The sequence below is a fragment of the Enterobacter sp. Li2LvB3 genome (assembly GCF_056156645.1).
The window spans coordinates 1-25,116 of record NZ_JBSICG010000008.1 but is presented as its reverse complement, the minus strand read 5'-3'; the positions used below and the strand labels follow the sequence as shown (position 1 = coordinate 25,116).

The 25,116-nt window shown below is 54.1% G+C and carries 24 protein-coding genes and 1 other annotated feature; of the genes, 7 read left to right on the top strand and 17 right to left on the bottom strand.

What is annotated here, in order from left to right:
* The first annotated feature begins 9 nt into the window (after nt 1-9).
* A complete protein-coding gene (locus ACS603_RS08490; RefSeq protein WP_182059524.1) occupies nt 10-1,143 on the top strand; it encodes an ABC transporter substrate-binding protein in 1,134 nt (377 codons plus the stop codon).
* Here the strand turns inward: ACS603_RS08490 and ACS603_RS08485 are convergent.
* The 3 genes from ACS603_RS08485 to tal all read right to left on the bottom strand — a co-directional run bounded on the left by ACS603_RS08485 (nt 1,130) and on the right by tal (nt 4,205).
* Nucleotides 1,130-2,431, bottom strand: a complete 1,302-nt coding sequence (locus ACS603_RS08485) for an MFS transporter (RefSeq protein WP_182059523.1) — start codon at nt 2,429-2,431, stop codon at nt 1,130-1,132. The genes ACS603_RS08490 and ACS603_RS08485 overlap by 14 nt on opposite strands.
* Before the next feature lie 122 nt (nt 2,432-2,553).
* The gene (gene mog, locus ACS603_RS08480) at nt 2,554-3,141 is read right to left on the bottom strand and encodes a molybdopterin adenylyltransferase (protein ID WP_436354264.1); all 588 of its coding nucleotides are present in this window, start codon (nt 3,139-3,141) and stop codon (nt 2,554-2,556) included.
* Between the two features lie 110 nt (nt 3,142-3,251).
* Nucleotides 3,252-4,205 carry a transaldolase gene (gene tal / locus ACS603_RS08475; protein ID WP_182059521.1) on the bottom strand — a complete coding sequence of 318 codons (954 nt, stop codon included), beginning with the start codon at nt 4,203-4,205 and terminating at the stop codon, nt 3,252-3,254.
* A gap of 263 nt (nt 4,206-4,468) precedes the next feature.
* Between tal and ACS603_RS08470 the strand changes: the two genes are divergently transcribed.
* Both ACS603_RS08470 and yaaA read left to right on the top strand, forming a co-directional pair.
* A complete protein-coding gene (locus ACS603_RS08470; RefSeq protein ID WP_474944098.1) occupies nt 4,469-5,899 on the top strand; it encodes an alanine/glycine:cation symporter family protein in 1,431 nt (476 codons plus the stop codon).
* A 66-nt stretch (nt 5,900-5,965) separates the two neighbouring features.
* Nucleotides 5,966-6,739, top strand: coding sequence for a peroxide stress protein YaaA (yaaA, locus tag ACS603_RS08465; RefSeq protein ID WP_182059519.1), 774 nt, complete (start codon nt 5,966-5,968; stop codon nt 6,737-6,739).
* Between the two features lie 34 nt (nt 6,740-6,773).
* Here the strand turns inward: yaaA and ACS603_RS08460 are convergent, their stop codons facing one another.
* The 7 genes from ACS603_RS08460 to yjjY all read right to left on the bottom strand — a co-directional run bounded on the left by ACS603_RS08460 (nt 6,774) and on the right by yjjY (nt 13,652).
* The gene (locus ACS603_RS08460; protein ID WP_182059518.1) at nt 6,774-7,088 is read right to left on the bottom strand and encodes a DUF2502 domain-containing protein; all 315 of its coding nucleotides are present in this window, start codon (nt 7,086-7,088) and stop codon (nt 6,774-6,776) included.
* Nucleotides 7,089-7,381: 293 nt separating this feature from the next.
* Nucleotides 7,382-8,668 (bottom strand): threonine synthase, encoded by a 1,287-nt coding sequence (gene thrC, locus ACS603_RS08455; RefSeq protein WP_446492129.1) that lies wholly within the window; start codon nt 8,666-8,668, stop codon nt 7,382-7,384.
* Nucleotides 8,669-8,671: 3 nt separating this feature from the next.
* The gene (thrB, locus tag ACS603_RS08450) at nt 8,672-9,601 is read right to left on the bottom strand and encodes a homoserine kinase (RefSeq protein ID WP_474944097.1); all 930 of its coding nucleotides are present in this window, start codon (nt 9,599-9,601) and stop codon (nt 8,672-8,674) included.
* A gap of 1 nt (nt 9,602) precedes the next feature.
* A complete protein-coding gene (thrA, locus tag ACS603_RS08445) occupies nt 9,603-12,065 on the bottom strand; it encodes a bifunctional aspartate kinase/homoserine dehydrogenase I (protein ID WP_182059515.1) in 2,463 nt (820 codons plus the stop codon).
* A 24-nt stretch (nt 12,066-12,089) separates the two neighbouring features.
* Nucleotides 12,090-12,207 (bottom strand) — a sequence feature (Thr leader region).
* Nucleotides 12,146-12,214, bottom strand: coding sequence for a thr operon leader peptide (gene thrL, locus ACS603_RS08440; protein ID WP_015572623.1), 69 nt, complete (start codon nt 12,212-12,214; stop codon nt 12,146-12,148). (Overlaps the previous feature by 62 nt.)
* 211 nt (nt 12,215-12,425) lie before the next feature.
* Nucleotides 12,426-13,112 (bottom strand): tRNA/rRNA methyltransferase, encoded by a 687-nt coding sequence (locus tag ACS603_RS08435; protein ID WP_315687858.1) that lies wholly within the window; start codon nt 13,110-13,112, stop codon nt 12,426-12,428.
* A 399-nt stretch (nt 13,113-13,511) separates the two neighbouring features.
* Complete coding sequence (yjjY, locus tag ACS603_RS08430) at nt 13,512-13,652, bottom strand: YjjY family protein (RefSeq protein ID WP_001541509.1); 141 nt, start codon at nt 13,650-13,652, stop codon at nt 13,512-13,514.
* Between the two features lie 95 nt (nt 13,653-13,747).
* On the opposite strand from yjjY, the gene arcA reads away from it, so the two are divergent.
* Entirely contained in the window at nt 13,748-14,464 is a 717-nt protein-coding gene (gene arcA / locus ACS603_RS08425; RefSeq protein ID WP_003856501.1) for a two-component system response regulator ArcA, read from the top strand.
* 47 nt (nt 14,465-14,511) lie between these two features.
* Here arcA and creD read toward each other — a convergent pair whose 3' ends face one another.
* From creD to creA, 4 genes are read right to left on the bottom strand one after another with little or no spacing between them, the layout of a single operon-like run.
* Nucleotides 14,512-15,864 (bottom strand): cell envelope integrity protein CreD, encoded by a 1,353-nt coding sequence (creD, locus tag ACS603_RS08420; RefSeq protein ID WP_474944096.1) that lies wholly within the window; start codon nt 15,862-15,864, stop codon nt 14,512-14,514.
* Between the two features lie 56 nt (nt 15,865-15,920).
* Nucleotides 15,921-17,345, bottom strand: coding sequence for a two-component system sensor histidine kinase CreC (gene creC / locus ACS603_RS08415; protein WP_474944095.1), 1,425 nt, complete (start codon nt 17,343-17,345; stop codon nt 15,921-15,923).
* Nucleotides 17,345-18,034, bottom strand: coding sequence for a two-component system response regulator CreB (gene creB / locus ACS603_RS08410; RefSeq protein WP_474944094.1), 690 nt, complete (start codon nt 18,032-18,034; stop codon nt 17,345-17,347). Before creB ends, creC begins: the two co-directional genes overlap by 1 nt.
* Nucleotides 18,035-18,048: 14 nt before the next feature.
* The gene (gene creA / locus ACS603_RS08405) at nt 18,049-18,519 is read right to left on the bottom strand and encodes a protein CreA (protein ID WP_014068820.1); all 471 of its coding nucleotides are present in this window, start codon (nt 18,517-18,519) and stop codon (nt 18,049-18,051) included.
* Between the two features lie 211 nt (nt 18,520-18,730).
* Between creA and robA the strand changes: the two genes are divergently transcribed.
* On the top strand, nt 18,731-19,600 hold the full coding sequence (robA, locus tag ACS603_RS08400) for an MDR efflux pump AcrAB transcriptional activator RobA (protein ID WP_182059510.1): 870 nt from the start codon (nt 18,731-18,733) through the stop codon (nt 19,598-19,600).
* On the opposite strand, the gene gpmB is transcribed toward robA, so the two are convergent.
* A complete protein-coding gene (gene gpmB / locus ACS603_RS08395; protein ID WP_182059509.1) occupies nt 19,597-20,244 on the bottom strand; it encodes a 2,3-diphosphoglycerate-dependent phosphoglycerate mutase GpmB in 648 nt (215 codons plus the stop codon). The two genes, robA and gpmB, sit on opposite strands and share 4 nt — an antisense overlap.
* A 49-nt stretch (nt 20,245-20,293) precedes the next feature.
* On the opposite strand from gpmB, the gene yjjX reads away from it, so the two are divergent.
* Nucleotides 20,294-20,809 carry an inosine/xanthosine triphosphatase gene (yjjX, locus tag ACS603_RS08390; RefSeq protein WP_474944093.1) on the top strand — a complete coding sequence of 172 codons (516 nt, stop codon included), beginning with the start codon at nt 20,294-20,296 and terminating at the stop codon, nt 20,807-20,809.
* Between the two features lie 25 nt (nt 20,810-20,834).
* Here yjjX and trpR read toward each other — a convergent pair whose 3' ends face one another.
* Together trpR and sltY are read right to left on the bottom strand one after the other, a co-directional pair.
* Complete coding sequence (gene trpR / locus ACS603_RS08385; RefSeq protein ID WP_182059507.1) at nt 20,835-21,164, bottom strand: trp operon repressor; 330 nt, start codon at nt 21,162-21,164, stop codon at nt 20,835-20,837.
* 55 nt (nt 21,165-21,219) lie between these two features.
* On the bottom strand, nt 21,220-23,157 hold the full coding sequence (gene sltY, locus ACS603_RS08380; protein ID WP_474944092.1) for a murein transglycosylase: 1,938 nt from the start codon (nt 23,155-23,157) through the stop codon (nt 21,220-21,222).
* 227 nt (nt 23,158-23,384) lie between these two features.
* Between sltY and ettA the strand changes: the two genes are divergently transcribed.
* Nucleotides 23,385-25,052: an energy-dependent translational throttle protein EttA gene (ettA, locus tag ACS603_RS08375; protein WP_014068814.1), complete on the top strand. Its 1,668-nt coding sequence runs from the start codon at nt 23,385-23,387 to the stop codon at nt 25,050-25,052.
* Nucleotides 25,053-25,116 lie beyond the last annotated feature (64 nt).

Below are 25,116 nucleotides of genomic sequence, written 5' to 3'. Positions count from 1 at the left end.
GGGGAAAACATGACGCTAAAAAAAATTATCGCTGCCGCAGGTGGTCTGGCACTTTTGCTTTCGCCACTGCTCGCCCAGGCGCAGAACTGGCCGGTGACGGTAAAGGATCTTGATAACCGCTCAGTGACCATTGAGCACGAGCCGCAGCGCATCATTTTGCAGGATGGCCGCGATATCTTCACCCTTGCCCTGCTGGAGCGCGACAACCCGTTCGCCAAAGTGGTGGCGTGGAACAACCTGCCGAAAAAACAGGACACCGAAACCTGGAACGTGCTGAAGCGTAAATGGCCACAAGCAGAAAAGATCCTCGACATGAAGTTTTCCGACCAGGGAAATGTGGATCTGGAAACGGTGATCTCCCGTCAGCCTGACCTGATGATCGCCCAGCTTCGTGCTAAACCGTCGCTGGTGCAAACCGGTGTGCTGGCCAAACTTGAGGCACTGCATATCCCGGTGGTCTTCGTCGACTATGAACTGCATCCGGTACAGAACACCCTGCCAAGCATTGCCTTACTGGGCAAGGTCATGGGCCAGACTGACCGCGCGCAGGCGTATATCGATTTCTATCAGCAGCGCCTGGATACGATCCACCAGCGTCTGGCCGACGTCAGCAAAAAACCGCTGGTGTTTATCGAGCCAATTGCCGGTGTCGGTGGCCTGGATAATGGCTGCTGCTTCACTCATGCGCGCAACGGCTGGGGTGGGCTGGTTGAAGCCGCTGGCGGCACGAACATTGGCTCGCAGCTGTTGCCAGGGGCTACCGGTAATATCTCCGTGGAAAAAATTATCTCCCTGAACCCGGATTACTACCTGATGACCGGCTCTAAACGTCCGGGTAAAGGCACCGCGATTATCCCGTTTGGCTATAACGTGGATCAAAATGCAGTACAAACCGCGTTCAACGCATTGCTTTCCCGCCAGGGGGTAAACAGCATTCCCGCCGTAGTCGAGGGGCATACCGGGGCGTTGTATCATCACTTTTACAACAACCCCTATAACATCATCGCGCTCGAAATTTTGAGTAAGATGTTCTATCCCACGCGATTTGCAGACGTGGATCCGCTGGCGGATTACCACGCCCTGATTTACAACTTCACCCATATTCCAGATGACAACATCATCCTGAGCGTTAGCCCTCGTTAACAGGCGTATGCGCCATCAGCGGATGGCGCCCGCCGCGTAACCAGAATCCAATTCCCAGCCCCAGCAGCGACAGCGCCAGCACATACCAGGCAGGTGCCATCGGCGAGACACCCATCAGCACCGTCACGGCAATGGGTGTCAACCCGCCGAAGATGGCATAAGAAACGTTATACGAGAATGAAATGCCGGTGAAGCGCACTTCCGGCGGGAAGGCGCGCACCATCACGTACGGCACGGCACCGACCACGCCAACACATAAGCCCACCACGCCGTACAGCAGGAACAGCTGCTCAGGATGGCTTCCCGCAAGATGGTAGAACGCCCAGCTTGACGCGGCCAGCAGCAGACTACCAACGATAAAGGTCAGGCTGGCACCCATACGGTCAACGGCAAGCCCGGCAGCGAGACAGCCGAAACAGAGCATAATGGTGGCGATACTGTTCGCCTGAAGCGTTACCGCAGGCGCAAAGCCGTACTGTTTTTGCAGCCAGACCGGAGACATCAAAATCACCACCACAATGCCCGCCGACAGCAGCCAGGTCAGCAGCATCGACACCACAACCGCTTTCTTATGACGCACCACCACCGCTTTCACCGGCAGCTCCTGCGCCAGCGTTTTACGCTGCTGCATTTCGAGGAAGATAGGAGTTTCCTGCAACCAGCGGCGCAGATACATCGCCACCAGACCAAAGGCCCCGCCCAGCAGGAACGGAATACGCCAGCCCCAGTCGTGAACGGACTGCTGCGTCATGCTGGTGTTGATAATCGTCGCGACAACCGAACCCAGCAGTATCCCTACGGTCAACCCTGCGGTTAACGTCCCGCAGGCAATACCGATACGACGCGCCGGAACATGCTCTGCCACAAACACCCACGCGCCAGGCACTTCACCGCCAATTGCGGCACCCTGAAGAATACGCATCAGCAACAGCAGCAGAGGGGCAACGAGGCCCATAGAGGCATAAGTTGGCAGCAGGCCGATGGCAAGCGTAGGTACGGCCATCAGCAGAATGCTGAGCGTAAACATCTTCTTACGTCCGACCAGATCGCCAAAGTGTGCCATCACAATGCCGCCCAACGGACGTGCAAGATACCCGGCCGCAAAAATGCCAAAGGTTTGCACCTGGCGCAGCCATTCAGGAATATCTGCCGGGAAGAACAGCTCCCCCACCACGGCGGCGAAGAAGACAAAGATGATGAAATCATAAAACTCCAGCGCCCCGCCAAGTGCAGCAAGGGTGAGCGTTTTATAATCCTGTCGATTCAGAGGTCGGGTGTAATGTGACATAGCGCGCCATGTATTCAGAGTAGTGGATTTATATTTACGGCGATCGTAAAGAAAAAATTACTATACCGTAAATCAATCTGCACGCTATCCTGGCTGTAGCTAATGTCACATATTTGTTAATTTCAGGAGATTGTTTCGCGACGCGCGCTTTTAGGGCGAAATGCTGCTACAACCTTGGCATCCGTTTCCACATAAGGGCCATCCAGTAGCTGTATACAATACGGTACACTTGCAAAGATCCCATGCACGACCACGCTGCCATCTTCTGCTTTTACCCCTTCCAGCGTCTCTTTGATCGACTTCGGCTGGCCCGGCAGGTTCAGGATCAACGCCTGTTTGCGGATCACCCCCACCTGGCGCGAAAGGATCGCCGTTGGCACAAAGTGCAGGCTTATCTGGCGCATTTGCTCACCGAAGCCCGGCATTTCACGGTCGGCAATCGCCAGAGTGGCATCCGGGGTAACGTCACGGCGCGCAGGGCCAGTACCGCCTGTGGTCAGAACCAGGTGGCAGCTCATCTCATCCACCAGCTCGCACAGCGTCTGCTCAATGATCGCCTGTTCGTCAGGGATCAAACGGGTCTGGATTTCAAACGGGGTAGTCAGCGCACTGCCCAGCCACTCTTCCAGAGCGGGGATGCCTTTGTCCTGATAAACACCGCTGGAGGCGCGGTCAGAAATCGACACTAAGCCGATGCGTAAGGTATTCATAGCCATTCCATTCAAAAAGTACTGATTAAAGGGAATGATACACGCAGAGGGGAATTTCAGACAGCGTACGAAAGAAGTAGCGTGACCGGGAGCCCGGCCACGCAGAATGATTACAGCAGGTCGCCGATCATTTTTTCCAGTTTACCCTGGTCAACAGCAAACTTACGGATACCGTCCGCCAGTTTGTCTACCGCCATTGGATCCTGGTTGTGCTGCCACAGGAACTCAGATTCAGTGATGCGCTCTGGGCGTGCTTTCACTTCACCGGTGTAGGACAGTTTACGTTCCAGTGCGCCTTCGCTCTCTGCCAGCTCTTTCAGCAGCGCAGGTGCGATAGTCAGGCGGTCACAGCCAGCCAGCTCAATGATTTCACCGACGTTACGGAAGCTTGCGCCCATAACAACAGTCTCATAGCCGTGCTGTTTGTAGTATTCGTAGATTTCAGTCACGGAAACCACGCCTGGATCTTCAGCTGGTGCGTACTCTTTCTTGTCGGTGTTGGCTTTGTACCAGTCCAGAATACGGCCCACGAACGGAGAAATCAGGTACACGCCCGCTTCAGCACATGCACGAGCTTGCGCGAAGGAGAACAGCAGCGTCAGGTTACAGTTGATGCCTTCTTTTTCCAGCTGCTCAGCAGCGCGGATGCCCTGCCAGGTAGAAGCCAGTTTGATCAGGATACGGTCGTTGCTGATGCCAGCATCGTTGTACATTTTGATCAGGCGTTTTGCTTTTGCGATTGACGCTTCGGTGTCGTAGGACAGACGCGCATCAACTTCAGTAGAGATACGACCCGGAACCAGTTTCAGAATTTCCAGACCGATGTTTACAGCCAGTTTGTCAGTTGCATCCACAACCTGCTGCGCGCGATCGTTGCTCTGGCCTTTCGCCCAGGTCACAGCGTCGTCGATCAGTTTGCGATACTCAGGGATCTGCGCGGCGTTAAGGATCAGAGAAGGGTTGGTTGTGGCATCCTGCGGCTGGTACAACTTCATTGCCGCGATATCTCCGGTGTCAGCTACGACAGTAGTGAACTGACGAAGGGAGGTCAATTTATCCGTCATGATAGTGTTTCTCTTTTAACGTGCCCTGGATAATTCACACTACCGACAGCTTGCCAGCAGCGGAAAAATGACAGGTTTACTTGTTAGGGGGATGTAACCGGTCTGCCTCTGATGATAACACGGTGGAAAGGTAGCGCAACCGCAGACAGTGCGCTTAGCCATAGTATGATAAACTCTGAATATTAACAGCGTGCTAAGTAACAGCATGGTCAATCAGTGGTAGCGCTTACATATTCACATTGGCATCAACAAGAGGGACGTTAATGCCTGATTTCCTGTCATTTATCAACGAAGTCCTCTGGGGTTCAATAATGATATATCTGCTGCTGGGAGCAGGTATATGGTTCACGCTGCGCAGCGGTTTTATCCAGTTTCGCTATATTCGCAAGTTTGGCAAAAGTCTGAAAAACAGTATTACCCCGCAACCGGGGGGATTAACGTCGTTCCAGGCGCTATGTACAAGCCTTGCGGCTCGGGTTGGCAGCGGCAACCTGGCGGGTGTGGCGCTGGCGATTAGCGCAGGCGGCCCCGGCGCGGTGTTCTGGATGTGGGTCACGGCGATTATCGGAATGGCGACCTCTTTTGCCGAATGCTCCCTCGCCCAACTCTACAAAGAGAAGGACAAAAGCGGCCAGTTTCGTGGCGGCCCGGCGTGGTATATGGCCCGTGGACTGGGAATGCGCTGGATGGGCGTGCTGTTTTCTGTCTTTTTACTCATCGCCTACGGGCTGATTTTCAACACCGTGCAGGCTAACTCTGTGGCCCATGCGCTACGTTACGCCTTCCAGTGCCCCGAATGGCTAACCGGCGCGACACTGGCGATTTTCATTTTGCTGGCCACCGTCACCGGCCTGAAGGGTGTTGCGCGTCTGATGCAATGGCTGGTGCCGATAATGGCGCTTCTGTGGGTAGCGGCAAGCCTGTTCGTGACGGCCACGCACATCAGCATAGTGCCAAAAGTGATTACGACTATTTTCCAGAGTGCCTTCGGCTGGCGGGAAGCGGCCTCTGGCGCTCTGGGCTATACCATCAGCCAGGCACTGACGGCAGGTTTTCAGCGAGGGATGTTCTCGAACGAAGCCGGTATGGGTTCAACGCCGAATGCCGCCGCCGCCGCCGCGTCCTGGCCTCCTCACCCCGCTGCGCAAGGTATCGTGCAGATGATTGGCGTGCTTACGGATACCATTATTATTTGCTCTGCCAGCGCCATGATTATACTGCTGTCAGGCCCAATGCTGCACACTCCCGGGACGGCGGGCATTCAGCTGGTTCAGCAGGCGCTGGTGAATCTTTCTGGCAGTTGGGGAGCGGGTTTTGTCTCGGTTATCGTGACCCTGTTCGCCTTCAGCTCGATAGTCGTCAATTACCTCTATGCAGAGAACAACCTCATATTCCTCGGGCATGACTCGCGGCGCACCCTGTGGTTGCTGCGTATCAGTGTGGTGCTGATGGTGATGGCGGGCTCTTTGCTCAGCCTGCCGCTGGTCTGGCAACTGGCCGATGTCATTATGGCACTGATGGCTATCACTAACCTGACGGCCATTTTGCTGCTCTCTCCGGTGGTTACCCTTATCGCCCGCGATTACCTTCGCCAGCGCAAACTTGGCATTCAGCCGGTGTTTGATGCCTCGCGCTACCCCGAAATTGAAGCGCAAATCGCCCCCGGCAGTTGGGATGATTTGCCCCGGCAATAACAGCTATCGATCAATTCAGGGCGATTTTTTGCTAAAGTCGCTCTAAATTTCCTGCAAGGACTGGATATGCTGATTCTGATTTCACCTGCAAAAACGCTCGATTACCAGAGCCCTCTTGCCACCGAGCGTTATACCCAGCCCGAACTGCTGGACTATTCGCAACAGCTGATTCATGAGGCGCGTAAACTCTCTGCGCCACAAATTGCCACGCTGATGAGCATCAGCGACAAACTCGCCGATCTGAACGCCACGCGTTTTCACGAATGGCACCCGGATTTCACCCCGACAAATGCGCGCCAGGCGCTTCTGGCCTTCAAGGGTGATGTCTATACCGGTTTACAGGCGGAAGAGTTTAGCGAAGCCGATTTCGATTTTGCCCAGCAGCACCTGCGTATGCTCTCTGGCCTGTATGGCGTACTGCGCCCGCTGGATCTGATGCAGCCGTATCGCCTGGAGATGGGTATCCGCCTGGGAAATGCCAAAGGTAAAGACCTGTACCATTTCTGGGGCGATATCATTACCGACAAACTGAATGCGGCGTTACACGCACAGGGCGATAACATCGTTATCAACCTGGCCTCCGATGAGTACTACAAATCGGTGAAACCGAAAAAGCTGGATGCCCAAATCATCAAGCCTGTCTTCCTGGATGAGAAAAACGGTAAGTTTAAAGTGATCAGCTTCTACGCCAAGAAAGCGCGCGGGTTGATGAGCCGCTTTATCATTCAAAACCGCCTGACAAAACCTGAACAACTCACCGGGTTTAACAGCGAAGGTTATTTCTTTGACGAAGAGGCATCGGGGAAAGGCGAGATAGTGTTTAAACGCCACGAGCAGTGAAGCAAAACCCCCGCCAGATGGCGGGGGTTTTTAATTAGTGGTGCTTCCACTCTGGCCCTGGGCCGCGATCGTCGTGGCGGTCGTCATGACGATCGTCGTGACGGTCGCGGTGATCATCATGACTGCGATGCTCATCATGCGGACGCCAGTGGTTATCACGCCAGTCGTAGTGCGCTCTCCACCAGTCATGGTCGCGCCAATGGCCGCCATCCCAGTATTGTCCGTTGTTATCCTGATCGCCAATTTGCAGTTTTACCGCAGGCACGAGTGTGATTTCAGCTGCCTGTACTGCCATGGGAGCAACCAGCATCAGTGAAAGCGCGATGAGTGCAGGTTTCAGTTTAGACATAGGTGACTCCTTATTATTCTTGCCCAACGTGGGCCGATGTAAGGAGATTACGTGAGGGGAACCGGGGTTGTTATTCTCTGCAATCCTAATCTCTGAGCGACCGCATTTAGTGGGAATTCCTGCATTATTACTGCTTATTTTCTCCTTAATTTCTCCATAAAAAAGCCGGGTGGAGGCTTAGCTCACCCGGCCTCGGTTCAGTGCTGCTGTTGCCGGGTGGCGCTGCGCTTACCCGGCCTACGTTCAGAGCCGTTGTAGGCCCGGTAAGGCGTAGCCGCCACCGGGCAACACAATCATGCGCGGGTCATCATCAACTTACGCAGCGCAGCAAAATCTGCCGGCAGCTCGTGAGACAGCAGCGGCAAATCGGCGCGATCTGCCAGCTCTTTTGGCAGCGGCAGTGTTTCACCCAGAATCGCTTCCACGCTCTCTTTAAACTTCGCCGGATGCGCCGTGCCCAGGAACAGGCCATATTCGCCCGGGTTCAGCTGGTCGCGCAGCGCACGGTAAGCGATGGCAGCGTGCGGCTCAGAGATATACCCCACCGCTTTCAGCTCACGCATGGTGTCTTTGGTGGTTTCATCCGTCACCGCGGCATAGCCGAGATCGCCAAGACGCCACACTTTACGGCGGAACAGCTCTTCAACACGCGGCCAGTTGTTTGGCTGGCTAACGTCCATGGCGTTAGAAAGCGTAGCCTGGGTCGCGTTTGGTGCCCATTTCCCGTCTTTCAGGAAGCGCGGTACGGTGTCGTTCGCGTTGGTCGCAGCGATAAAGCGCTTCACCGGCAGGCCCAGAGATTTCGCCAGCAGGCCGGCTGTCAGGTCACCGAAGTTACCGCTTGGGACAGAGATAACCAGCTGGTTACGGGCTTCCTGCGGCAGTTGCGCGACGGCTTCAAAGTAGTAACAAATCTGCGCCAGCAGGCGGCTGATGTTGATGGAGTTCGCCGAGTTCAGACCCAGCGCCACTTTCAGCTCTTCATCATCGAAGGCTTGTTTAACCAGCGCCTGACAGGCATCAAAATCACCGTCAATCGCCACCGTTTCAATGTTACCGCCAAGGGTACAGAACAGTTTTTCCTGAAGCGGGCTGATTTTGCCCTTCGGATAAAGGATGACGACGCGGACATTTTTTAGGCCATAGAACGCATGGGCCACAGCAGCGCCCGTATCGCCAGAGGTCGCGGTCAGAATGGTCACCGGTTTGTCACCGCTGATGTGAGTCAGCATCTGCGCCATAAAACGACCGCCGAAGTCTTTAAAGGCCAGGGTCGGGCCGTGGAACAGCTCAAGGCAGCCCACGTCAGGCTCAACGTGATTGACCGGTGCCGGGAAGGCGAACGCCGCACGCACGCGCTCTTCCAGCAATTCTTGTGGGATTTCGTCGCCGATAAACGCAGACAGAATTTTGGCGCTGCGGGTGACAAAATCTTGTTTCAGCAGTTCATCGATATCGGTCAAAGGAAATTCAGGCAGGTCGTGGGGGAAAAACAGCCCCTGGTTTTTGCCCAGCCCCTGCGTTACCGCCTGCGCGAAGCTGACCTGCTCGTTATGATCTTTAAGGTTGTAGAGTTTCATTATTTATCCCAGTACTCGTGCGCCAGCCGTGTCCAGACGGCAAATATGAACAAAGCCTTCCTGATTTTGCAGGTAGTGTTTAGAGAGCCAGTCCGCCACGCGCTGCGCGGTGTCTGGGTTATCGCATAATGCGAACAGCGTCGGGCCAGAGCCGGAAATACCGCACGCCTGCGCGCCGATATCCAGCGATGCCTGGCGCGCTTCGTTAAAGCCAGGCAGCAGTTTGGTGCGATACGGTTCGGCGATCACATCTTTCATCAATTTTGCCGCAAGCTGTGGCTGACGGGTGTAGCAGGCATGAATAAAGCCCGCCAGATGACGCCCGTGAGCGATACAGTCCTGACGACGATACTGTGCCGGCAGGATCGCGCGTGCTTCTGCGGTCGAGACTTTAATCCCCGGATAAGCCAGTACCCACAGCCATTCATCAAACCCTGGCACCTGCTGACTGATGATGCCATTTTCTTCAATCATCAGCTGCATTCCACCAAGGAAACACGGCGCAACGTTATCATAATGGATGCTGCCGGAAATACGCCCTTCCAGCTCGCCCATTAACCCCAGCAGGCGATTATTGTTCAGCGGCTTGCCGCAGTGTTCATTCATGGCCACCAGCGCTGCCACCACCGAGCACGCGCTCGAGCCCAGCCCGGAGCCAATCGGCATACTTTTTTCCAGCGTCATGGCGACCGGCACGTTTTTGCCGATCTCCTGACAGAATCTTTCCCAGCACTGATAAACGATGTTTTCGCGCGGGTCGGCCGGAAGCTTGCTGGCAAAACGGCCCACGTTATTCAGGCTAAAACTGCCAGCCGTTTCAACCGTCACCGTATCGCCCAGCAGCGAGCCATCAACCGGCGTTACCGCCGCACCCAGCACATCAAATCCGACGCTCATATTGGCGCTGGAAGCCGGGGCATAAACTTTCACCATGTTAAACTCCTAACTTCCATGACAGGGTACGAAGCAGGTCGGCAAATACACCCGCAGCTGTGACATCGTTCCCCGCGCCATAACCGCGAAGCACCAACGGTAATGGCTGATAATAGTGGCTGTAAAACGCCAGGGCGTTCTCGCCGTTTTTGACTTTGAACAGCGGATCGTTGCCATCCACTTCAGCAATCTTCACACGGCAAACGCCGTCATCCTCAATGTTGCCAACATAGCGCAATACCTTACCTTCATCACGGGCTTTCGCAACACGTGCAGCAAATGCATCGTCAAGCTGCGGCAGACGGGCCATAAAGGTGCTGACATCGCCGCTGTCATCAAACTCTGCCGGCAACACCGGTTCAATCACGATATCCGAAAGCTCCAGCTCGCGTCCGGTTTCACGCGCCAGGATCAGCAGCTTACGCGCCACGTCCATCCCGGAAAGATCATCGCGTGGATCCGGCTCGGTGTAGCCCAACTCACGTGCCGCACGCGTCGCTTCCGACAAGCTCATCCCTTCATCCAGCTTACCGAAGATAAACGACAACGAGCCAGAAAGAATGCCAGAGAAACGTTGCAGTTCATCACCGGCGTTCAGCAAGTTTTGCAGGTTCTCGATAACCGGCAGCCCTGCGCCAACGTTGGTGTCGTAAAGGAACTTACGGCGTGATTTGCTCGCCGCCAGACGCAGCTGATGGTAATAATTCATTGACGAGGTGTTGGCCTTTTTGTTCGGCGTTACCACGTGGAACCCTTCTCGCAGGAAGTCAGCGTATTGATCCGCTACGGCCTGGTTAGAGGTACAGTCAACAATCACCGGGTTTAACAGGTGATACTCTTTCACCAGACGGATAAGCCGCCCCAGGTTGAAAGGCTCTTTCGCATCACTCAGCTCCCCCTGCCAGTTTTCCAGATTCAGGCCGTGGACGTTGGTCAGCAGCGCTTTCGAGTTCGCGATACCGCACACGCGCAAATCAATATGCTTCTTCTTTAGCCATGCCTGCTGGCGCTTTACCTGCTCCAGCAGCGCGCCGCCGACACCGCCCACGCCAATCAGGAACAGCTCAATCACCTGGTCGGTGTTGAACAACATCTGGTGGACAACGCGAACGCCGGTGGTGGCGTCATCATTATCAACCACCACGGAGATGGAACGCTCGGACGAGCCCTGGGCAATCGCCACGATGTTGATATTGGCGCGCGCCAGCGCCGCAAAGAATTTGGCAGAAATACCGCGCAGGGTGCGCATCCCGTCACCCACCACGGAGATGATCGCCAGACGCTCCTGAATGGACAGCGGCTCCAGCAACTCTTCTTTCAGCTCCAGATAGAATTCGTCTTCCAGCGCACGACGAGCGCGCAGGCAGTCGCCCTGAGGTACGCAGAAGCTGATGCTGTACTCGGAAGATGATTGGGTGATCAGCACAACGGAAATGCCATTGCGGGACATTGCCGCGAACACACGGGCCGCCATGCCAACCATGCCTTTCATGCCCGGGCCAGACACGCTAAACATCGCCATGTTATTCAGATTAGAAATGCCTTTCACCGGCAGGCCGTCTTCATCAGTGCTGGCGCCAATCAGTGTGCCTGGCGCTTGCGGATTACCGGTATTTTTAATCAGGCAAGGGATCTGGAACTGGGCAATCGGAGAGATGGTACGTGGGTGAAGCACTTTAGCGCCGAAGTAAGACAGCTCCATGGCTTCCTGATACGACATCGATTTCAACAACCTGGCATCAGGGACCTGGCGCGGGTCGCAGGTATACACGCCGTCGACGTCAGTCCAGATTTCGCAACAGTCGGCGCGTAAACAGGCTGCCAGCACGGCAGCAGAGTAGTCCGAGCCGTTACGCCCCAGAACCACCAGCTCGCCCTTCTCGTTCCCGGCGGTAAAGCCGGCCATCAGGATCATGTGGTCAGACGGAATTTTGCTCGCGGCAATACGGCGGGTAGATTCGGCAATATCAACAGTCGATTCGAGGTAATGACCTACTGCCAGCAGTTTTTCGACCGGGTCGATAACGGTGACGTTATGACCACGCGCTTCCAGCAGGCCCGCCATGATGGCGATGGAGAGCTTCTCACCGCGGCAGATCAACGCCGCATTGATGCCATCCGGGCACTGACCCAGCAGGCTGATACCGTGCAGGACGTGTTTGATCTGGGCAAATTCATGTTCGACAAAGGCTTTCAGCTGCGCGAGCGGGAAGCCAGGCTGAGCATCTGCCAGCCCCTGAAGCAGCTCGGCGAAGATCCGCTCTGCGTCACTTATGTTCGGGAGTGCATCCTGGCCACCGATGGTTTTTTCAATCATCGCCACCAGGTGATTCGTGATTTTCGCCGGGGCAGAGAGCACGGTTGCTACCTGCCCCTGCCTGGCGTTGCTTTCCAGGATATCGGCAACACGCAGAAAACGTTCTGCATTTGCCACTGATGTACCGCCGAACTTCAACACTCGCATGGAATTACCTCATGATCTTTAGCCGAAAAAAAAGCCCGCACTGTTTAGGTGCGGGCTTTTTTCTGTTTTTCCTGTACGCGTCAGCCCGCATCGTTACCTGTGGTAATGATGATGGTTGTGGTAATAGTAGTGATGCTGATGCGTTTCATGGATGTTGTGTACTCTGTAATTATTATCTGTCTGTGCTGTATTCTTTTAGGGTTAAAGGATCGGGCACCTTAAGTCAATGAATTTTTAATTTGATCACAATTCGGGACACTCTCATCTCCCGCTGCTTGCAGATTTATTTTCATCCGAATCACCCAAACACAACCCATGATATTAGTCAATTTCGCCATATTGAAAACTTATGGCAGTATTTTACTCGGTCAATTTTTTTTCAATGTCGTGCAGTAATCGGTGCAACATTGCCGTGTCTCGCTGCTCAAGACGCCCCAGGCGCTGATGCAACCAGTCAGCCATTTTTTGATCGTCAGCCACGTCCAGCGCCGTTAACAAATTCTGCAAACGGGCGCGTAACGCCACCAGCTGATTTTCATCTGTGCCCGTTATCTGAGCAGGAGTGGTTTGCATTAAGGATGCTAATTGATAGCAGTAGACCATCACCGCCTGCCCTAAATTCAACGATGGATAATCGGCAACCATAGGAACGCCGGTCAGGACATCGGCCAGCTCCAGCTCTTCGTTGGTTAATCCCGAATCTTCACGACCAAATACCAGCGCCGCTTTCGTCAGCCATTCGCTTTTTTCAGCCAGTAATGGCACCAGTTCGGCAGGTGTCGCGTAGTAATGGAACTTCGCCCGGCTGCGCGCGGTGGTCGCAACGGTAAAGGAAATGTCGTGCAGCGCATCCGCCAGCGTGTCGTAAGTCGTTATATTATCGATGATATCGCCTGAACCATGTGCGACCCAGCGCGTTGCGGGCTCCAGGTGCGTCGTGCTGTCCACGATACGCAAATCGGTAAAACCCATGGTCTTCATGGCACGCGCCGCAGCGCCTATATTTTCTGCTCTTGCTGGAGCTACCAGCACAATCGAAAGATGCATTTATGCTCTCTTTTTAATCAGTTAGCGGGTAAAAATGTGATGCACTTCAACATATTACGCAGCACGAATTTACAAATTTGCAACACAAATCACCGAAATAGCGTTTCTTAACAAATTAAAATCGCTAAACTATTTTGTGACTGAACAATCAGTTAGAATGTTAACAGAACCCTCTTATCCTTATGTTTTGTAATGATAATGGCCGTGTGAATACCCTTTAATGATTGGATTCGTGTTGTTTATCAATCAATGTCCGCAACTAGTTGGTTTATTGAAAAATTGTGACAAAGGCTAGCATTCAGATACGATGATTTCATCAAACTGTTAACGTGCTACAATTGAACTTGATATATGTCAACGAAGCGTAGTTTTATTGGGTGTCCGGTGTCACTTAGCCTGTTATGTTGCTGTTAAAATGGTTAGGATGACAGCCGTTTTTGACACTGTCGGGTCCAAAGGGAAAGTACCCACGACCAAGCTAATGATGTTGTTGACGTTGATGGAAAGTGCATCAAGAACGCAATTACGTACTTTAGTCACGTTAGGCCGGTCATGTTAATTTGCGACATGCATCAGGCAGGTCAGGGACTTTTGTACTTCCTGTTTCGATTTAGTTGGCAATTTAGGTAGCAAACATGCAGACCCCGCACATTCTTATCGTTGAAGACGAGTTGGTAACACGCAACACGTTAAAGAGCATTTTCGAAGCAGAAGGCTACGATGTCTTTGAAGCGACCGATGGCGCAGAGATGCATCAGATCCTTTCTGAAAATGATATCAATCTGGTCATTATGGATATCAACCTGCCGGGCAAAAACGGCCTTCTTCTGGCGCGCGAACTGCGTGAACAGGCGAACGTTGCGTTGATGTTCCTGACAGGCCGTGACAACGAAGTTGATAAAATTCTTGGCCTGGAAATCGGTGCGGATGACTATATCACCAAGCCGTTTAATCCTCGCGAGTTAACCATTCGTGCACGCAACCTGCTGTCCCGCACCATGAACCTGGGTACGGTCAGTGAAGAGCGTCGTAGCGTAGACAGCTACAAATTTAATGGCTGGGAACTCGATATCAACAGCCGTTCACTGATTAGCCCGAACGGTGAGCAGTACAAGCTGCCGCGCAGTGAATTCCGCGCCATGCTGCACTTCTGCGAAAACCCAGGCAAGATCCAGTCCCGTGCTGAGCTGCTGAAGAAAATGACTGGTCGCGAGCTGAAGCCTCATGACCGTACCGTCGATGTGACTATCCGTCGTATTCGTAAACACTTCGAATCAACGCCAGATACACCGGAAATCATCGCCACCATCCATGGCGAAGGCTATCGCTTCTGTGGTGACTTGCAGGAGTGATCCTGTACATAACGCATTAAAAAACGGCGCTTAACGCGCCGTTTTTTTTATTTCCAGATTCGCATTTCTTCATCATCCGGCTCTACGGGCGACTTTGGACGCTTAGGCTGAGAGAGCGAGTACCAGTCGAAGTGGCGCGTCAGGTACATCACTGCAAACAGCGCGAGCGCCAGAACCGCAGACCCCAGCAGCAGCGCGCTGTCCTCTGAACGCAGCAGGAACCACATCACCATATCCAGCCCCAGCAATGCCAGGACAAACATGCCACTTCTCTGCCAGCTTTTCAGTACCGCCTGCAAATACATCCCGTTCATCGCCGCGCCAACCAGGCTTGCAATAATCCATGCGGGGGCAAACCCAACATGCTCAGACAACGCAAGCAGCACCAGATAGAACAGCACCAGTGAGAGCCCCACCAGCAGGTACTGCATCGGATGCAGACGCAGTCCGGTTAAGGTTTCGAAGACAAAGAAGGCCATAAACGTCAGCACAATCAGTAAAATAGCGTACTTCACGGCGCGGTCGGTCAATTGGTATTGATCCGCAGGCGTGGCAACCGTGACGCTGAAGGCCGGAATGTCGCGCCATTCTGGTGACGGTTGTCCGCTAAACCAGCTCTCCATATTGTTTGCAAACCAGCTGCTCTGCCAGTTCGCCTGGAAACCCGTTTCGCTAATCTTGTGCTTAACTGGCAGGTAATCACCCATAAATCCCGGATGCGGCCAGTTGCTGTTGAGCGTCAATTCACTGTTACGACCTACCGGTACCACGGCAAAACTGCCGGTGCCTGCCAGATTCAGCGACATCTCCAGCGTAAAGGTTTTCGCTTCCAGCGCTTTATCCGTCAGTGGTATATGGATACCGGAAAGTGCCCCGTAAGCGCCCGAACCCGGCTCGACGTTCAGCGTCTCACCGTTAATTTTTGACACACTCACCGTACCAATTCCGCGAGAATCGCCAACCCCGACCACGATAAATGGCTGTCCGAGGGTCATGGTTTCCCCTTTCAGCTGCGCCATTTTTTCTGTTGAGAATTGCGCTTTGATTTTCAGATCCGTATTCCAGATCTGCCCGTCATAAATGCCAATGCTCCGGGACTCAACGTGCTGATTGCCTTCAACAAGCAGGGACTCCGGCAAAATGAAATGCTGATAACTTTTCTTGTATTCAACCCGCTTCTCATCTTCTATCTTGTAAAAAACCTCCGTTACCGGAATGGCAATCAGCGGGCCAACCAGTTTTTGTGGTCCGCTGGTGCTTTGGCGAAGGGTATTTTCAACGTCATTGCGGTAGCTCTCGCGCTCCGAAATCAGGTTGCTGACCATAAACAGCGGAACTAACAGCAGCAGGATGCACCCCAGCAGGGTGCTTACTTTCCAGAACAGGGGGGATTTCATCATTACGTCTCCTTTGTGATGAAGAGAGCGTAACGAGGTTATGTGGGGCCAGTTTGAAGCTATGTGAAGTGAGGGTGAAGTGTCAGCGTTGCGATAGCGCCTCCCTCTTCCCGATTGTGCAACGTTATCTCTCCCTGATGCAGACGAGCCACCTCCTGAACAAATGCCAGCCCCAGCCCGCTACTCTTCAGCCCGTTGTCACGCGGCAGTGAATAGAAGCGTTCAAAAACGCGCGCCAGCGCATAGTCCGGGATCCCGTTCCCGCTATCGGTCACGATGAGCTGCACCTGCTTTTGTGCTTCGCGCGCAATAAGACTAATGACGCCACCCGGCGGTGTAAAATCGATAGCGTTATCCAGTAAATTGCCCAGCGCCTGTTCGAGCAAATCCGGTTCGCCCGCGACACTGAGGGAAGTGTTGTCACAGATAAGCGTAATATTTTTCGCCGCCAGCAGTGCAGTGCGCGTGTCAGCCAGGCGTATAAACAGCGTATCAACACTGACACTCACCGGCACAATCTCCACCCGGTTTTCAAGCCGCGCCTGCGTGAGCAGCTTTTCAACCAGCGACTGCATACGCGCGTTTTGCACCAGGATATTGTCAATAAACCGCGCGGCCACCTGTGGCGGCGGTTGCTCTGCGAGAATTTCTGCCGCCCCACGAATGGCGGCAATCGGGCTTTTCAGCTCGTGAGTAAGCGCATGGACATAGCGTTCAATGTAGTTTTTCCCCTCCAGACGAATGCGCATATTTTCCAGCGCCTGCGCCAGCTTGCGCAGTTCACTGCTGCCCGGATTGGGTAACGGCAGCGGCGCATCGGTGGTCACCGAGTCAGCATAGCGTGACAAGGTGCCGATCGAACGGTTAATCCACCATGCCACCGCCAGACCAATCAGCAACGCAATGCCGAGCAGCGCACCACCCGCCCACAGTATCCGCCGTTCACTACGGTGGATCACGGGAGCCATTGCCATATTCGGTTTCCCGACCGAGAGCACGCCGATAATTTTACCCTGATCCCTGACCGGTGCGGCAACGTACATCACCGTACTCTCCGAGTCGTCTGGGTGACTCTGGGTACTGCGCGCTCCGTATTCGCCACGAAGTGTCAGCCAGACGTCGTTCCAGCGGGAATAATCTTGCCCTACGGCCAGACCGGCGGAATCAAACACCACCCTGCCCTGCGCGTCGGTCATGTAGACATGATATTCGTTGCGGACTTTGTGAATGCCGCCAATGTTGGCCCGAAAAGGCCGCTGATGCAGCTGTGAAAACGCCTGCGCCAGTTTTCCCTGCTGCGCATCACCCGAGAGCAAATCATCCCGCCCAACTTCGGCCAGCAGCGTCGCGGTATCGATCAGCGTGCCTTCCGTTGCCCTGCGCACGCCGGGCTTCACTTCCTGGACGAAGATCGACAGCACGAACCATGCGGCGATGGCGACGATCAGGAAATACCCAAGCAGCAGTCGCATTCCAATACGCATCAATAAAGCCCCAGACTGTAGCCCATTCCGCGATGGGTGCTGATGGGCGAAAGCGCGTCATTCACCGCCCGCAGCTTGGCACGCAGGGTTTTGATGTGGGTGTCTACGGTACGATCAAAACTGTCGCCGTCATCACCCCAGACTTTATCCATGAGCTGTTGGCGCGAAAACACGCGTCCCGGTGCCTGCAACAGCGTTTTGAGCAGCAGGAATTCATAGCGGGTCAGCAGCAAAGGCTCTCCGCACCAGGTGATTTGGGCCGCAGGCTCGTTCAGCTCGAACTGCCCGATTCGGACGATTTCAGAGGGCACGGCGGATTTTTGCATCCGTCGCAGGATAGTCCTTACCCGGGCGCAGACTTCACGCGGCGAGAACGGTTTAGCAACGTAGTCATCCGCGCCCATTTCCAGGCCGAGCAGTTTGTCCACTTCATCACTGCGTGCCGTCAGAAACAGCACCGGCAGCGACGGATGCAGCGCCAGTAGCTGGCGACACAGTTCAAAGCCGCTGATATCCGTCAGACCGACGTCCAGAATAGCCAGCGCGGGAACCTGCCGCCGCGCCTCTTCCAGCACCGGTAAACCGCGCTCAAACGCTTTCACCGCAAATCCTTCCTGCTGGAGCATGTAGATAAGCGTATCGGCGATGCTGATTTCGTCTTCAACCAGCCAGACCACAGGTTGTTGCATGATTCATCCCTGAATTAGTGCCACGGCATAATCGGCACTGCGCTCAGCGCATTTTTCGGCGACCCTTCCACCACTTTGTCGGAGTACGCCAGGTACGCCAGCGTGTTGCGTTTGGCATCATAAAAACGCACGACTTGCAGCTTTTTGAACACCAGAGACGTGCGTTTCTGGAACACCACATCCCCCTGCGCTTTGCCATTTTTGATTTTATCACTCAGCTCGACCGGGCCAACCTGCTGACACGAAATAGCCGCATCAGAAGTATCTTCAGCCAGCCCCAGGCCACCTTTGATACCGCCCGTTTTCGCCCGACTGATATAGCAGGTGACGTTTTTCACGTCAGGATCATCGAAGGCTTCAACCACGATTTTGTGGTCAGGACCGAACATTTTGAACACCGTATCGACAGAACCAATCTGTTCTGCCTGGGCCACACGGCCCACCATCAGCAAGGCGGCGGTTAAGATCAATGTCTTGTATTTCATATTGTTACCATTCTTTAAAATTACGCTGAGCGATTATTCAACAGGTTAGATAAAAATGCAGCAAGATCACAGGATTAGAATATATTCGCCCATAATGTGCGGCAAAAAGCATTAATGAGCAAAAAAAACACTGAATGCTAAAACATCAAAAAATGCTATTATCCGCTAACCTGTTATCAGGCACCTGCTGTTTTAAGGATGAGGATAGTATATGGATCAGGCTGGAATTATTCGCGATCTGCTTACCTGGCTGGAAGGTCATCTCGACCAGCCTTTGTCACTGGATAATGTGGCGGCAAAAGCAGGCTATTCCAAGTGGCATCTGCAAAGGATGTTCAAGGATGTCACCGGTCATGCTATCGGTGCTTATATTCGCGCACGTCGTCTGTCAAAGTCTGCTGTCGCACTGCGTCTTACCGCGCGGCCGATTCTGGATATTGCACTGCAATATCGCTTTGATTCACAGCAAACCTTCACCCGCGCCTTTAAAAAGCAGTTCTCGTTAACGCCAGCGCTCTATCGCCGCTCGCCTGACTGGAGCTCTTTTGGTATGCGTCCGCCGCTGCGTCTGGGCGAGTTCGCCATGCCTAAATATGAAATCATTACGCTACCTGAAACCCATCTGATTGGGACGACACAAAGCTACTCCTGTTCGCTGGAGCAGATTTCCGAGTTCCGTCACCAGATGCGCGTACAGTTCTGGCGCGATTTCCTGAGCCATGCGCCCGCCATTCCTCCACTGCTGTATGGCCTGAACGAAACGCATCCAAGCCTGGAAAAAGACGACGAGCAGGAAGTGTTCTACACCACAGCGTTAACGCCGGATATGGCCAATGGCTACATCCAGGGCTCTAAACCCGTGGTGCTGGAAGGTGGCGAGTACGTTATGTTCACGTATGAAGGTCTGGGGACGGGCGTTCAGGAATTTATCCTGACCGTTTACGGCACCTGTATGCCAATGCTGAATCTGAATCGTCGTAAAGGTCAGGACATTGAGCGTTACTACCCGGCAAGTGATGTGAAACCGGAAGAACGCCCAATCAATCTGCGGATGGAATTCTTAATCCCTATCAGGCACTAACGCTGTAATTCATCCAGCGCAGGGGCATCGAGATGCGAAATATCCCCTGCCATCTCCACAATCCAGCCAGACGCCAGCCACTGACTTTCCTGATAATCGATACGGGAAATAGAGCAGTTACGCAGGCGCAAACGGCGCTCTGCGTAAGCAGGCAAGCCCAGAATCGTACTCACCAGGCAGCCCAGCGCGATACCGTGGCTTACCAGCAACGGACGGCTTCCGGCAGGGAGCTTCAGACACTCAGCCAGCGCGGCATGAATACGCACGCTCAGCTCCTGCATCGATTCACCATCAGGAATTCGACCATCTTCAGTACCGTTAACAAGCGTACGACGCCAGCCTTCCTCTTTTTCAGTCAGAGAATCGATATGGCGCTTTTCCAGCACGCCCATATTCAGCTCACGCAGGCGCGGCTCGAGGGCAACGTCGCAGCCGCAGGCATCAGCGATAATACGCGCGGTCTGTTGCGTGCGACCTAAGTCGCTTGCGATAACGTGAGTAATGCCCAGCGTTTTGGCGCGTTCCGCTACCTGCCACGCCTGTTGCACACCCTTTTCGGTGAGAGGACTGTCTGACTGGCCTTGAATACGTCGCTCGGCGTTCCACTGCGTTTCACCGTGGCGAACAAGGTATACCTGTAACATGCTTTTTTTCCGTTATACTGCGATGAGTTTTTTTGAATCGAGCTTAATTATGCACCATGTTGTCTCTGCTACCACTAATCCTGCCAAAATTCAGGCAATTCTAAGGGCATTTGAAGAGATCTTCGGCGAAGGATCCTGCCATATTGACGCCGTATCCGTCGAGAGTGGTGTACCTGAACAACCGTTTGGAAGCGAGGAAACGCGCGCTGGCGCACGAAATCGTGTTGCCAATGCAAAGACAGCTTGCCCTGAGGCAGACTTTTGGGTCGCGATTGAAGCGGGCATCGACGAAGGCGCAACATTCAGCTGGGTTGTTATCGAAAACCGGGAATTGAGTGGCGAAGCGCGCTCGGCCACACTGCCATTACCGGCCATTATTCTGGATAAAGTGCGCGCGGGTGAAGCGCTCGGGCCGGTGATGTCACAGTACACCGGCATCGATGAGATTGGTCGTAAGGAAGGGGCAATTGGCGTCTTTACCGCTGGCACCCTGACGCGTTCAAGCGTGTACCATCAGGCAGTGATCCTGGCGTTAAGCCCGTTTCATAACGCGATATATCGTTGAATTTGTAGGCCGGATGGCGAAGCCATCATCCGGCGTTTTTCAACAATACTGCTTCAAGCCACTGACGCAGTTCAACCGGCGCAGACTTCAGGCTGTTTGAGCCGCGAGTGATCGTCGCGATACCTGCGCCCAGCTCGTTTTTCAGTTCGCGCTGGCTCATTTCGCCCCGCAGTAACTCTTCGATAATGCGTACGCGCGTGCCCAGAGCTTCACGCTCGTCGGGCGTCAGCATCAGCTGTAACAACGGTAAGTGCAGATCCTCTACATAAGACTGCCGGAGCAACTCCACAAAACGAAGCCACTCCTGGTTGCGTTGTTCGGCCATCGCCGATGAATAAGGGGAATGCTGGGTCATGTTATGCCGCCTGTTGTACTCATTAACGAGTACAGCATAACACAACCCATGCCGATCAGTAACGTCTCTGCCACTCAGCGTCGCTCATCAAGGTATCTTTCTGTCCCATGAAGTAACGATAGTAGGCATCATAAGCCAGGACGTTCTTCACATATCCGCGGGTTTCAGAGAACGGAATACTCTCGACAAACGCCACGGCATCAATACGACCAGCGCTGTTACCAAGCCAGGTACGCACACGCCCAGGCCCGGCGTTATACGCCGCTGAAGAGAAGATACGGTTGTTACCAAACTGCTGATAAACATACTGCAAATAGCTGGTACCGATATTGATGTTGGTATCCGGGTCAAGCAGTTGTGCAGGATTGCTGTAACCTGGAATATTGAACATCTTCACGGTGTGCGCGGCCGTGCCCGGCATAATTTGCATTAGCCCACTTGCCCCAACCGGGGAGCGCACTTTCGGGTTCCAGGCGCTCTCCTGACGTGCAATCGCCATGGCGTAGCTTTGCGGGATATCTTTGCCGCTGGTATAGCGATCGAACAGATCTTTATAAGCCAGCGGGAAACGCTCTTCGAGATGATCCCACAGTTTACCGGCGATCGTCGCCTGCACGCTCAGATCCCACCAGTGATTATCAAAGGCATAGCGGGCCAGTTGCGCTTTTTCGTCCGTCGTGCGGCTGGTGACCAGGTTCGCCCACTCGCTGCGCGCGGTGTTATCCATATTCCAGTACATCAGCTCACGTACGCGTGCCATTTCTGGCCCCTGAATCAGCGTCGCACTGGGATTACCCGGCGCTTTGTCGATACGGAAGGTGTACTCTTCACCCAGACGCTGTGCCGCAGCCATCGGGTAGAAGCCGCGCTGCTGCATCAGAGAGTGGAGGATCTCTTTTGCTTCATCATCACGCCCACGCTCCAGCAGCAGGTCAGCTTGCCAGTAGCGCCATTCATCTTTCTCTTTTGCATCCATTGGCAGACGGGCAAGCCAGGTATTTAGCCCGCGGCGGTCGCCGCTACCCAACGCCATCCGCACGCGGCGCTCCACCAGCGAGGTTGAGTTCGAGCGCATCACCGCGTCATCACGCCAACGCGCCTGATCGTCAGTGACATCCGTCCCCATCAATCGCCACGCCACGATATCGCGCAGCGCCTGGGTTTGCTCTTCATTAAGCTGCTGCGCCTGCACCAGCTGTGGGATCATCAGCCGCGCGTTTTCCACATCGTCACGCGCCACGCTGGTAAAGGCCTCTTCCGCCATCTCGCGGGTAAAATTGGTAGCACCGGTGGTACGGGCAAAGGTCATTACCGAATTAGGATTGTTCGCAAGACCGATAACCGCAGAAGAGATGGTCTGGTAGTCCGACGGCATTTGCCCGGCAAGCGTCGTGACCAGACGCGTGTTACCGGCCTTCATCGCCAGACGAATACGTTCAAGATAGGCCAGCGGATCTTGTTTGCCGGATGCGCGCCAGGCGCCAAAGAGGGAATCACAGGCATTAGGCTGGTTTTTCCCGGTCAGCCACAGATCTTTTGCCCCTGCCCAGGCTTCATCCTGCTGCCCTGTGGCCCATTTTGCGTAGTAGAAGTTACACTGCGCTTCTGTGGTATTCGGTTTTTCCGGGCTGAACGCTAACAACCCACGCCAGTCTTCACGGCGCGCGAGTTCGTTCACAAAACGAGACTGTAAGGTGCGCGCCGGCGGCAATGTTGGGTTCGCCTGAATAAAGTTATTCACGGCAACCGTCGGTTGATTCATGAGATCGTCCGTAATCTGGCGATACTCCAGATACGGATACAGCGGATAATCTTTGAGTGTTGGCATCAGGGCCTGCACAGTATCCATCTGCTTGTTGTCCCACGCCTGCTTGATTTGCGCGTAGCGGTTACGTTGTTCATCCAGTGAATCGGCATGTACCGCCTGGCTTACCGCCATCACGCATACGCTGGCAGCCAGCAGACGCCAGACCACCTGTTTGGCTTTTTCCACAAGCTCTTCCTCATTGTTTTTTCGTCAATTGCAGCGTCTTGCCACGTCAAAGTCTAATCAACTTATGCTAACCAGGCATCCGGCAACGCGCCACGTCATGGACACTTTTTTACCTTTCTTGCGCGTTTTAACACTCCTGACGTTCCTGGCTGTGATTAGACCGGGAAAAAGGCTACACTTCGCAGCTGAAACCTATTTTCATTACGATAAAAGAGGCGAAGTCCAACGTGGCTCAATTCGTTTATACCATGCATCGTGTCGGCAAAGTTGTCCCGCCGAAACGTCATATTCTTAAAAATATCTCGCTGAGCTTCTTCCCGGGCGCAAAAATCGGTGTTCTGGGTCTCAACGGTGCCGGTAAGTCCACCCTGCTGCGCATCATGGCCGGCATCGATACAGACATCGAAGGTGAAGCCCGTCCGCAGCCTGGCATCAAAATCGGCTACCTGCCGCAGGAACCTCAGCTGAACACGGAACACACTGTCCGTGAATCCGTTGAAGAAGCGGTATCCGAAGTGGTTAACGCACTGAAAGGTCTGGACGAGGTGTACGCTAAATACGCTGAACCGGATGCAGATTTCGATAAGCTGGCCGCACAGCAAGGTAAGTTTGAAGAGATTATCCAGGCACACGACGGCCACAACCTGAACGTGCAGCTGGAACGTGCCGCGGATGCACTGCGTCTGCCAGACTGGGATGCGAAAATCGCGAACCTGTCCGGTGGTGAACGCCGCCGCGTGGCGCTGTGCCGCCTGCTGCTGGAAAAACCAGACATGCTGCTGCTCGACGAACCTACCAACCACCTGGATGCAGAATCCGTGGCATGGCTGGAACGCTTCCTGCACGACTTCGAAGGCACCGTTGTGGCGATTACCCACGACCGTTACTTCCTCGACAACGTGGCAGGCTGGATCCTGGAGCTGGACCGCGGTGAAGGTATTCCGTGGGAAGGTAACTACTCTTCCTGGCTGGAGCAGAAAGATCAGCGTCTGGCGCAGGAAGCTTCGGCTGAAGCGGCGCGTCGCAAGTCTATCGAGAAAGAGCTGGAATGGGTCCGTCAGGGCGCAAAAGGCCGTCAGTCTAAGGGCAAAGCCCGTCTGGCACGCTTCGAAGAGCTGAACAACACCGAATACCAGAAACGTAACGAAACCAACGAACTGTTTATTCCGCCTGGAGCACGTCTGGGGGATAAAGTGGTTGAAGTCAGCAACCTGCGTAAGTCTTACGGCGACCGCCTGCTGATTGATGACCTGACCTTCTCCGTACCGAAAGGCGCTATCGTGGGCATTATCGGTCCGAACGGCGCGGGTAAATCCACCCTGTTCCGCATGATGTCGGGTCAGGAACAGCCAGACAGCGGTTCTATCACCCTGGGTGATACCGTGAAGCTGGCCTCTGTTGACCAGTTCCGTGACGCGATGGATAACAGCAAAACCGTGTGGGAAGAAGTGTCCGGCGGTCTGGATATCATGCGTATCGGTAACACCGAGATGCCAAGCCGCGCCTATGTTGGCCGCTTTAACTTCAAAGGCACCGACCAGGGTAAACGCGTAGGTGAGCTGTCCGGTGGTGAGCGTGGTCGTCTGCATCTGGCAAAACTGTTGCAGGTTGGCGGCAACGTTCTGCTGCTCGATGAACCAACCAACGACCTCGACATCGAAACCCTGCGCGCGCTGGAAAACGCCCTGCTGGAGTTCCCGGGTTGTGCCATGGTTATCTCGCACGACCGTTGGTTCCTTGACCGTATTGCGACCCACATTCTGGATTACCAGGATGAAGGTAAAGTGGAGTTCTTTGAAGGTAACTTCACCGAATACGAAGAGTACAAGAAACGCACGCTGGGCGCAGACGCGCTGGAGCCGAAGCGTATTAAGTACAAGCGTATTGCAAAATAAAAGCAAAACGGCGACCTCGGTTGCCGTTTTTTATGTTTGTTCCCTCTCCCTGTGGGCTGAGGGT

Coding starts and splice junctions, on each gene's coding strand:
- ACS603_RS08490 (WP_182059524.1), top strand. CDS start 10: ATGACGCTAAAAAAAATTATCGCTGCCGCAGGTGGTCTGGCACTTTTG.
- ACS603_RS08485 (WP_182059523.1), bottom strand. CDS start 2,431: ATGTCACATTACACCCGACCTCTGAATCGACAGGATTATAAAACGCTC.
- mog (WP_436354264.1), bottom strand. CDS start 3,141: ATGAATACCTTACGCATCGGCTTAGTGTCGATTTCTGACCGCGCCTCC.
- tal (WP_182059521.1), bottom strand. CDS start 4,205: ATGACGGATAAATTGACCTCCCTTCGTCAGTTCACTACTGTCGTAGCT.
- ACS603_RS08470 (WP_474944098.1), top strand. CDS start 4,469: ATGCCTGATTTCCTGTCATTTATCAACGAAGTCCTCTGGGGTTCAATA.
- yaaA (WP_182059519.1), top strand. CDS start 5,966: ATGCTGATTCTGATTTCACCTGCAAAAACGCTCGATTACCAGAGCCCT.
- ACS603_RS08460 (WP_182059518.1), bottom strand. CDS start 7,088: ATGTCTAAACTGAAACCTGCACTCATCGCGCTTTCACTGATGCTGGTT.
- thrC (WP_446492129.1), bottom strand. CDS start 8,668: ATGAAACTCTACAACCTTAAAGATCATAACGAGCAGGTCAGCTTCGCG.
- thrB (WP_474944097.1), bottom strand. CDS start 9,601: ATGGTGAAAGTTTATGCCCCGGCTTCCAGCGCCAATATGAGCGTCGGA.
- thrA (WP_182059515.1), bottom strand. CDS start 12,065: ATGCGAGTGTTGAAGTTCGGCGGTACATCAGTGGCAAATGCAGAACGT.
- ACS603_RS08435 (WP_315687858.1), bottom strand. CDS start 13,112: ATGCATCTTTCGATTGTGCTGGTAGCTCCAGCAAGAGCAGAAAATATA.
- arcA (WP_003856501.1), top strand. CDS start 13,748: ATGCAGACCCCGCACATTCTTATCGTTGAAGACGAGTTGGTAACACGC.
- creD (WP_474944096.1), bottom strand. CDS start 15,864: ATGATGAAATCCCCCCTGTTCTGGAAAGTAAGCACCCTGCTGGGGTGC.
- creC (WP_474944095.1), bottom strand. CDS start 17,345: ATGCGTATTGGAATGCGACTGCTGCTTGGGTATTTCCTGATCGTCGCC.
- creB (WP_474944094.1), bottom strand. CDS start 18,034: ATGCAACAACCTGTGGTCTGGCTGGTTGAAGACGAAATCAGCATCGCC.
- creA (WP_014068820.1), bottom strand. CDS start 18,519: ATGAAATACAAGACATTGATCTTAACCGCCGCCTTGCTGATGGTGGGC.
- robA (WP_182059510.1), top strand. CDS start 18,731: ATGGATCAGGCTGGAATTATTCGCGATCTGCTTACCTGGCTGGAAGGT.
- gpmB (WP_182059509.1), bottom strand. CDS start 20,244: ATGTTACAGGTATACCTTGTTCGCCACGGTGAAACGCAGTGGAACGCC.
- yjjX (WP_474944093.1), top strand. CDS start 20,294: ATGCACCATGTTGTCTCTGCTACCACTAATCCTGCCAAAATTCAGGCA.
- trpR (WP_182059507.1), bottom strand. CDS start 21,164: ATGACCCAGCATTCCCCTTATTCATCGGCGATGGCCGAACAACGCAAC.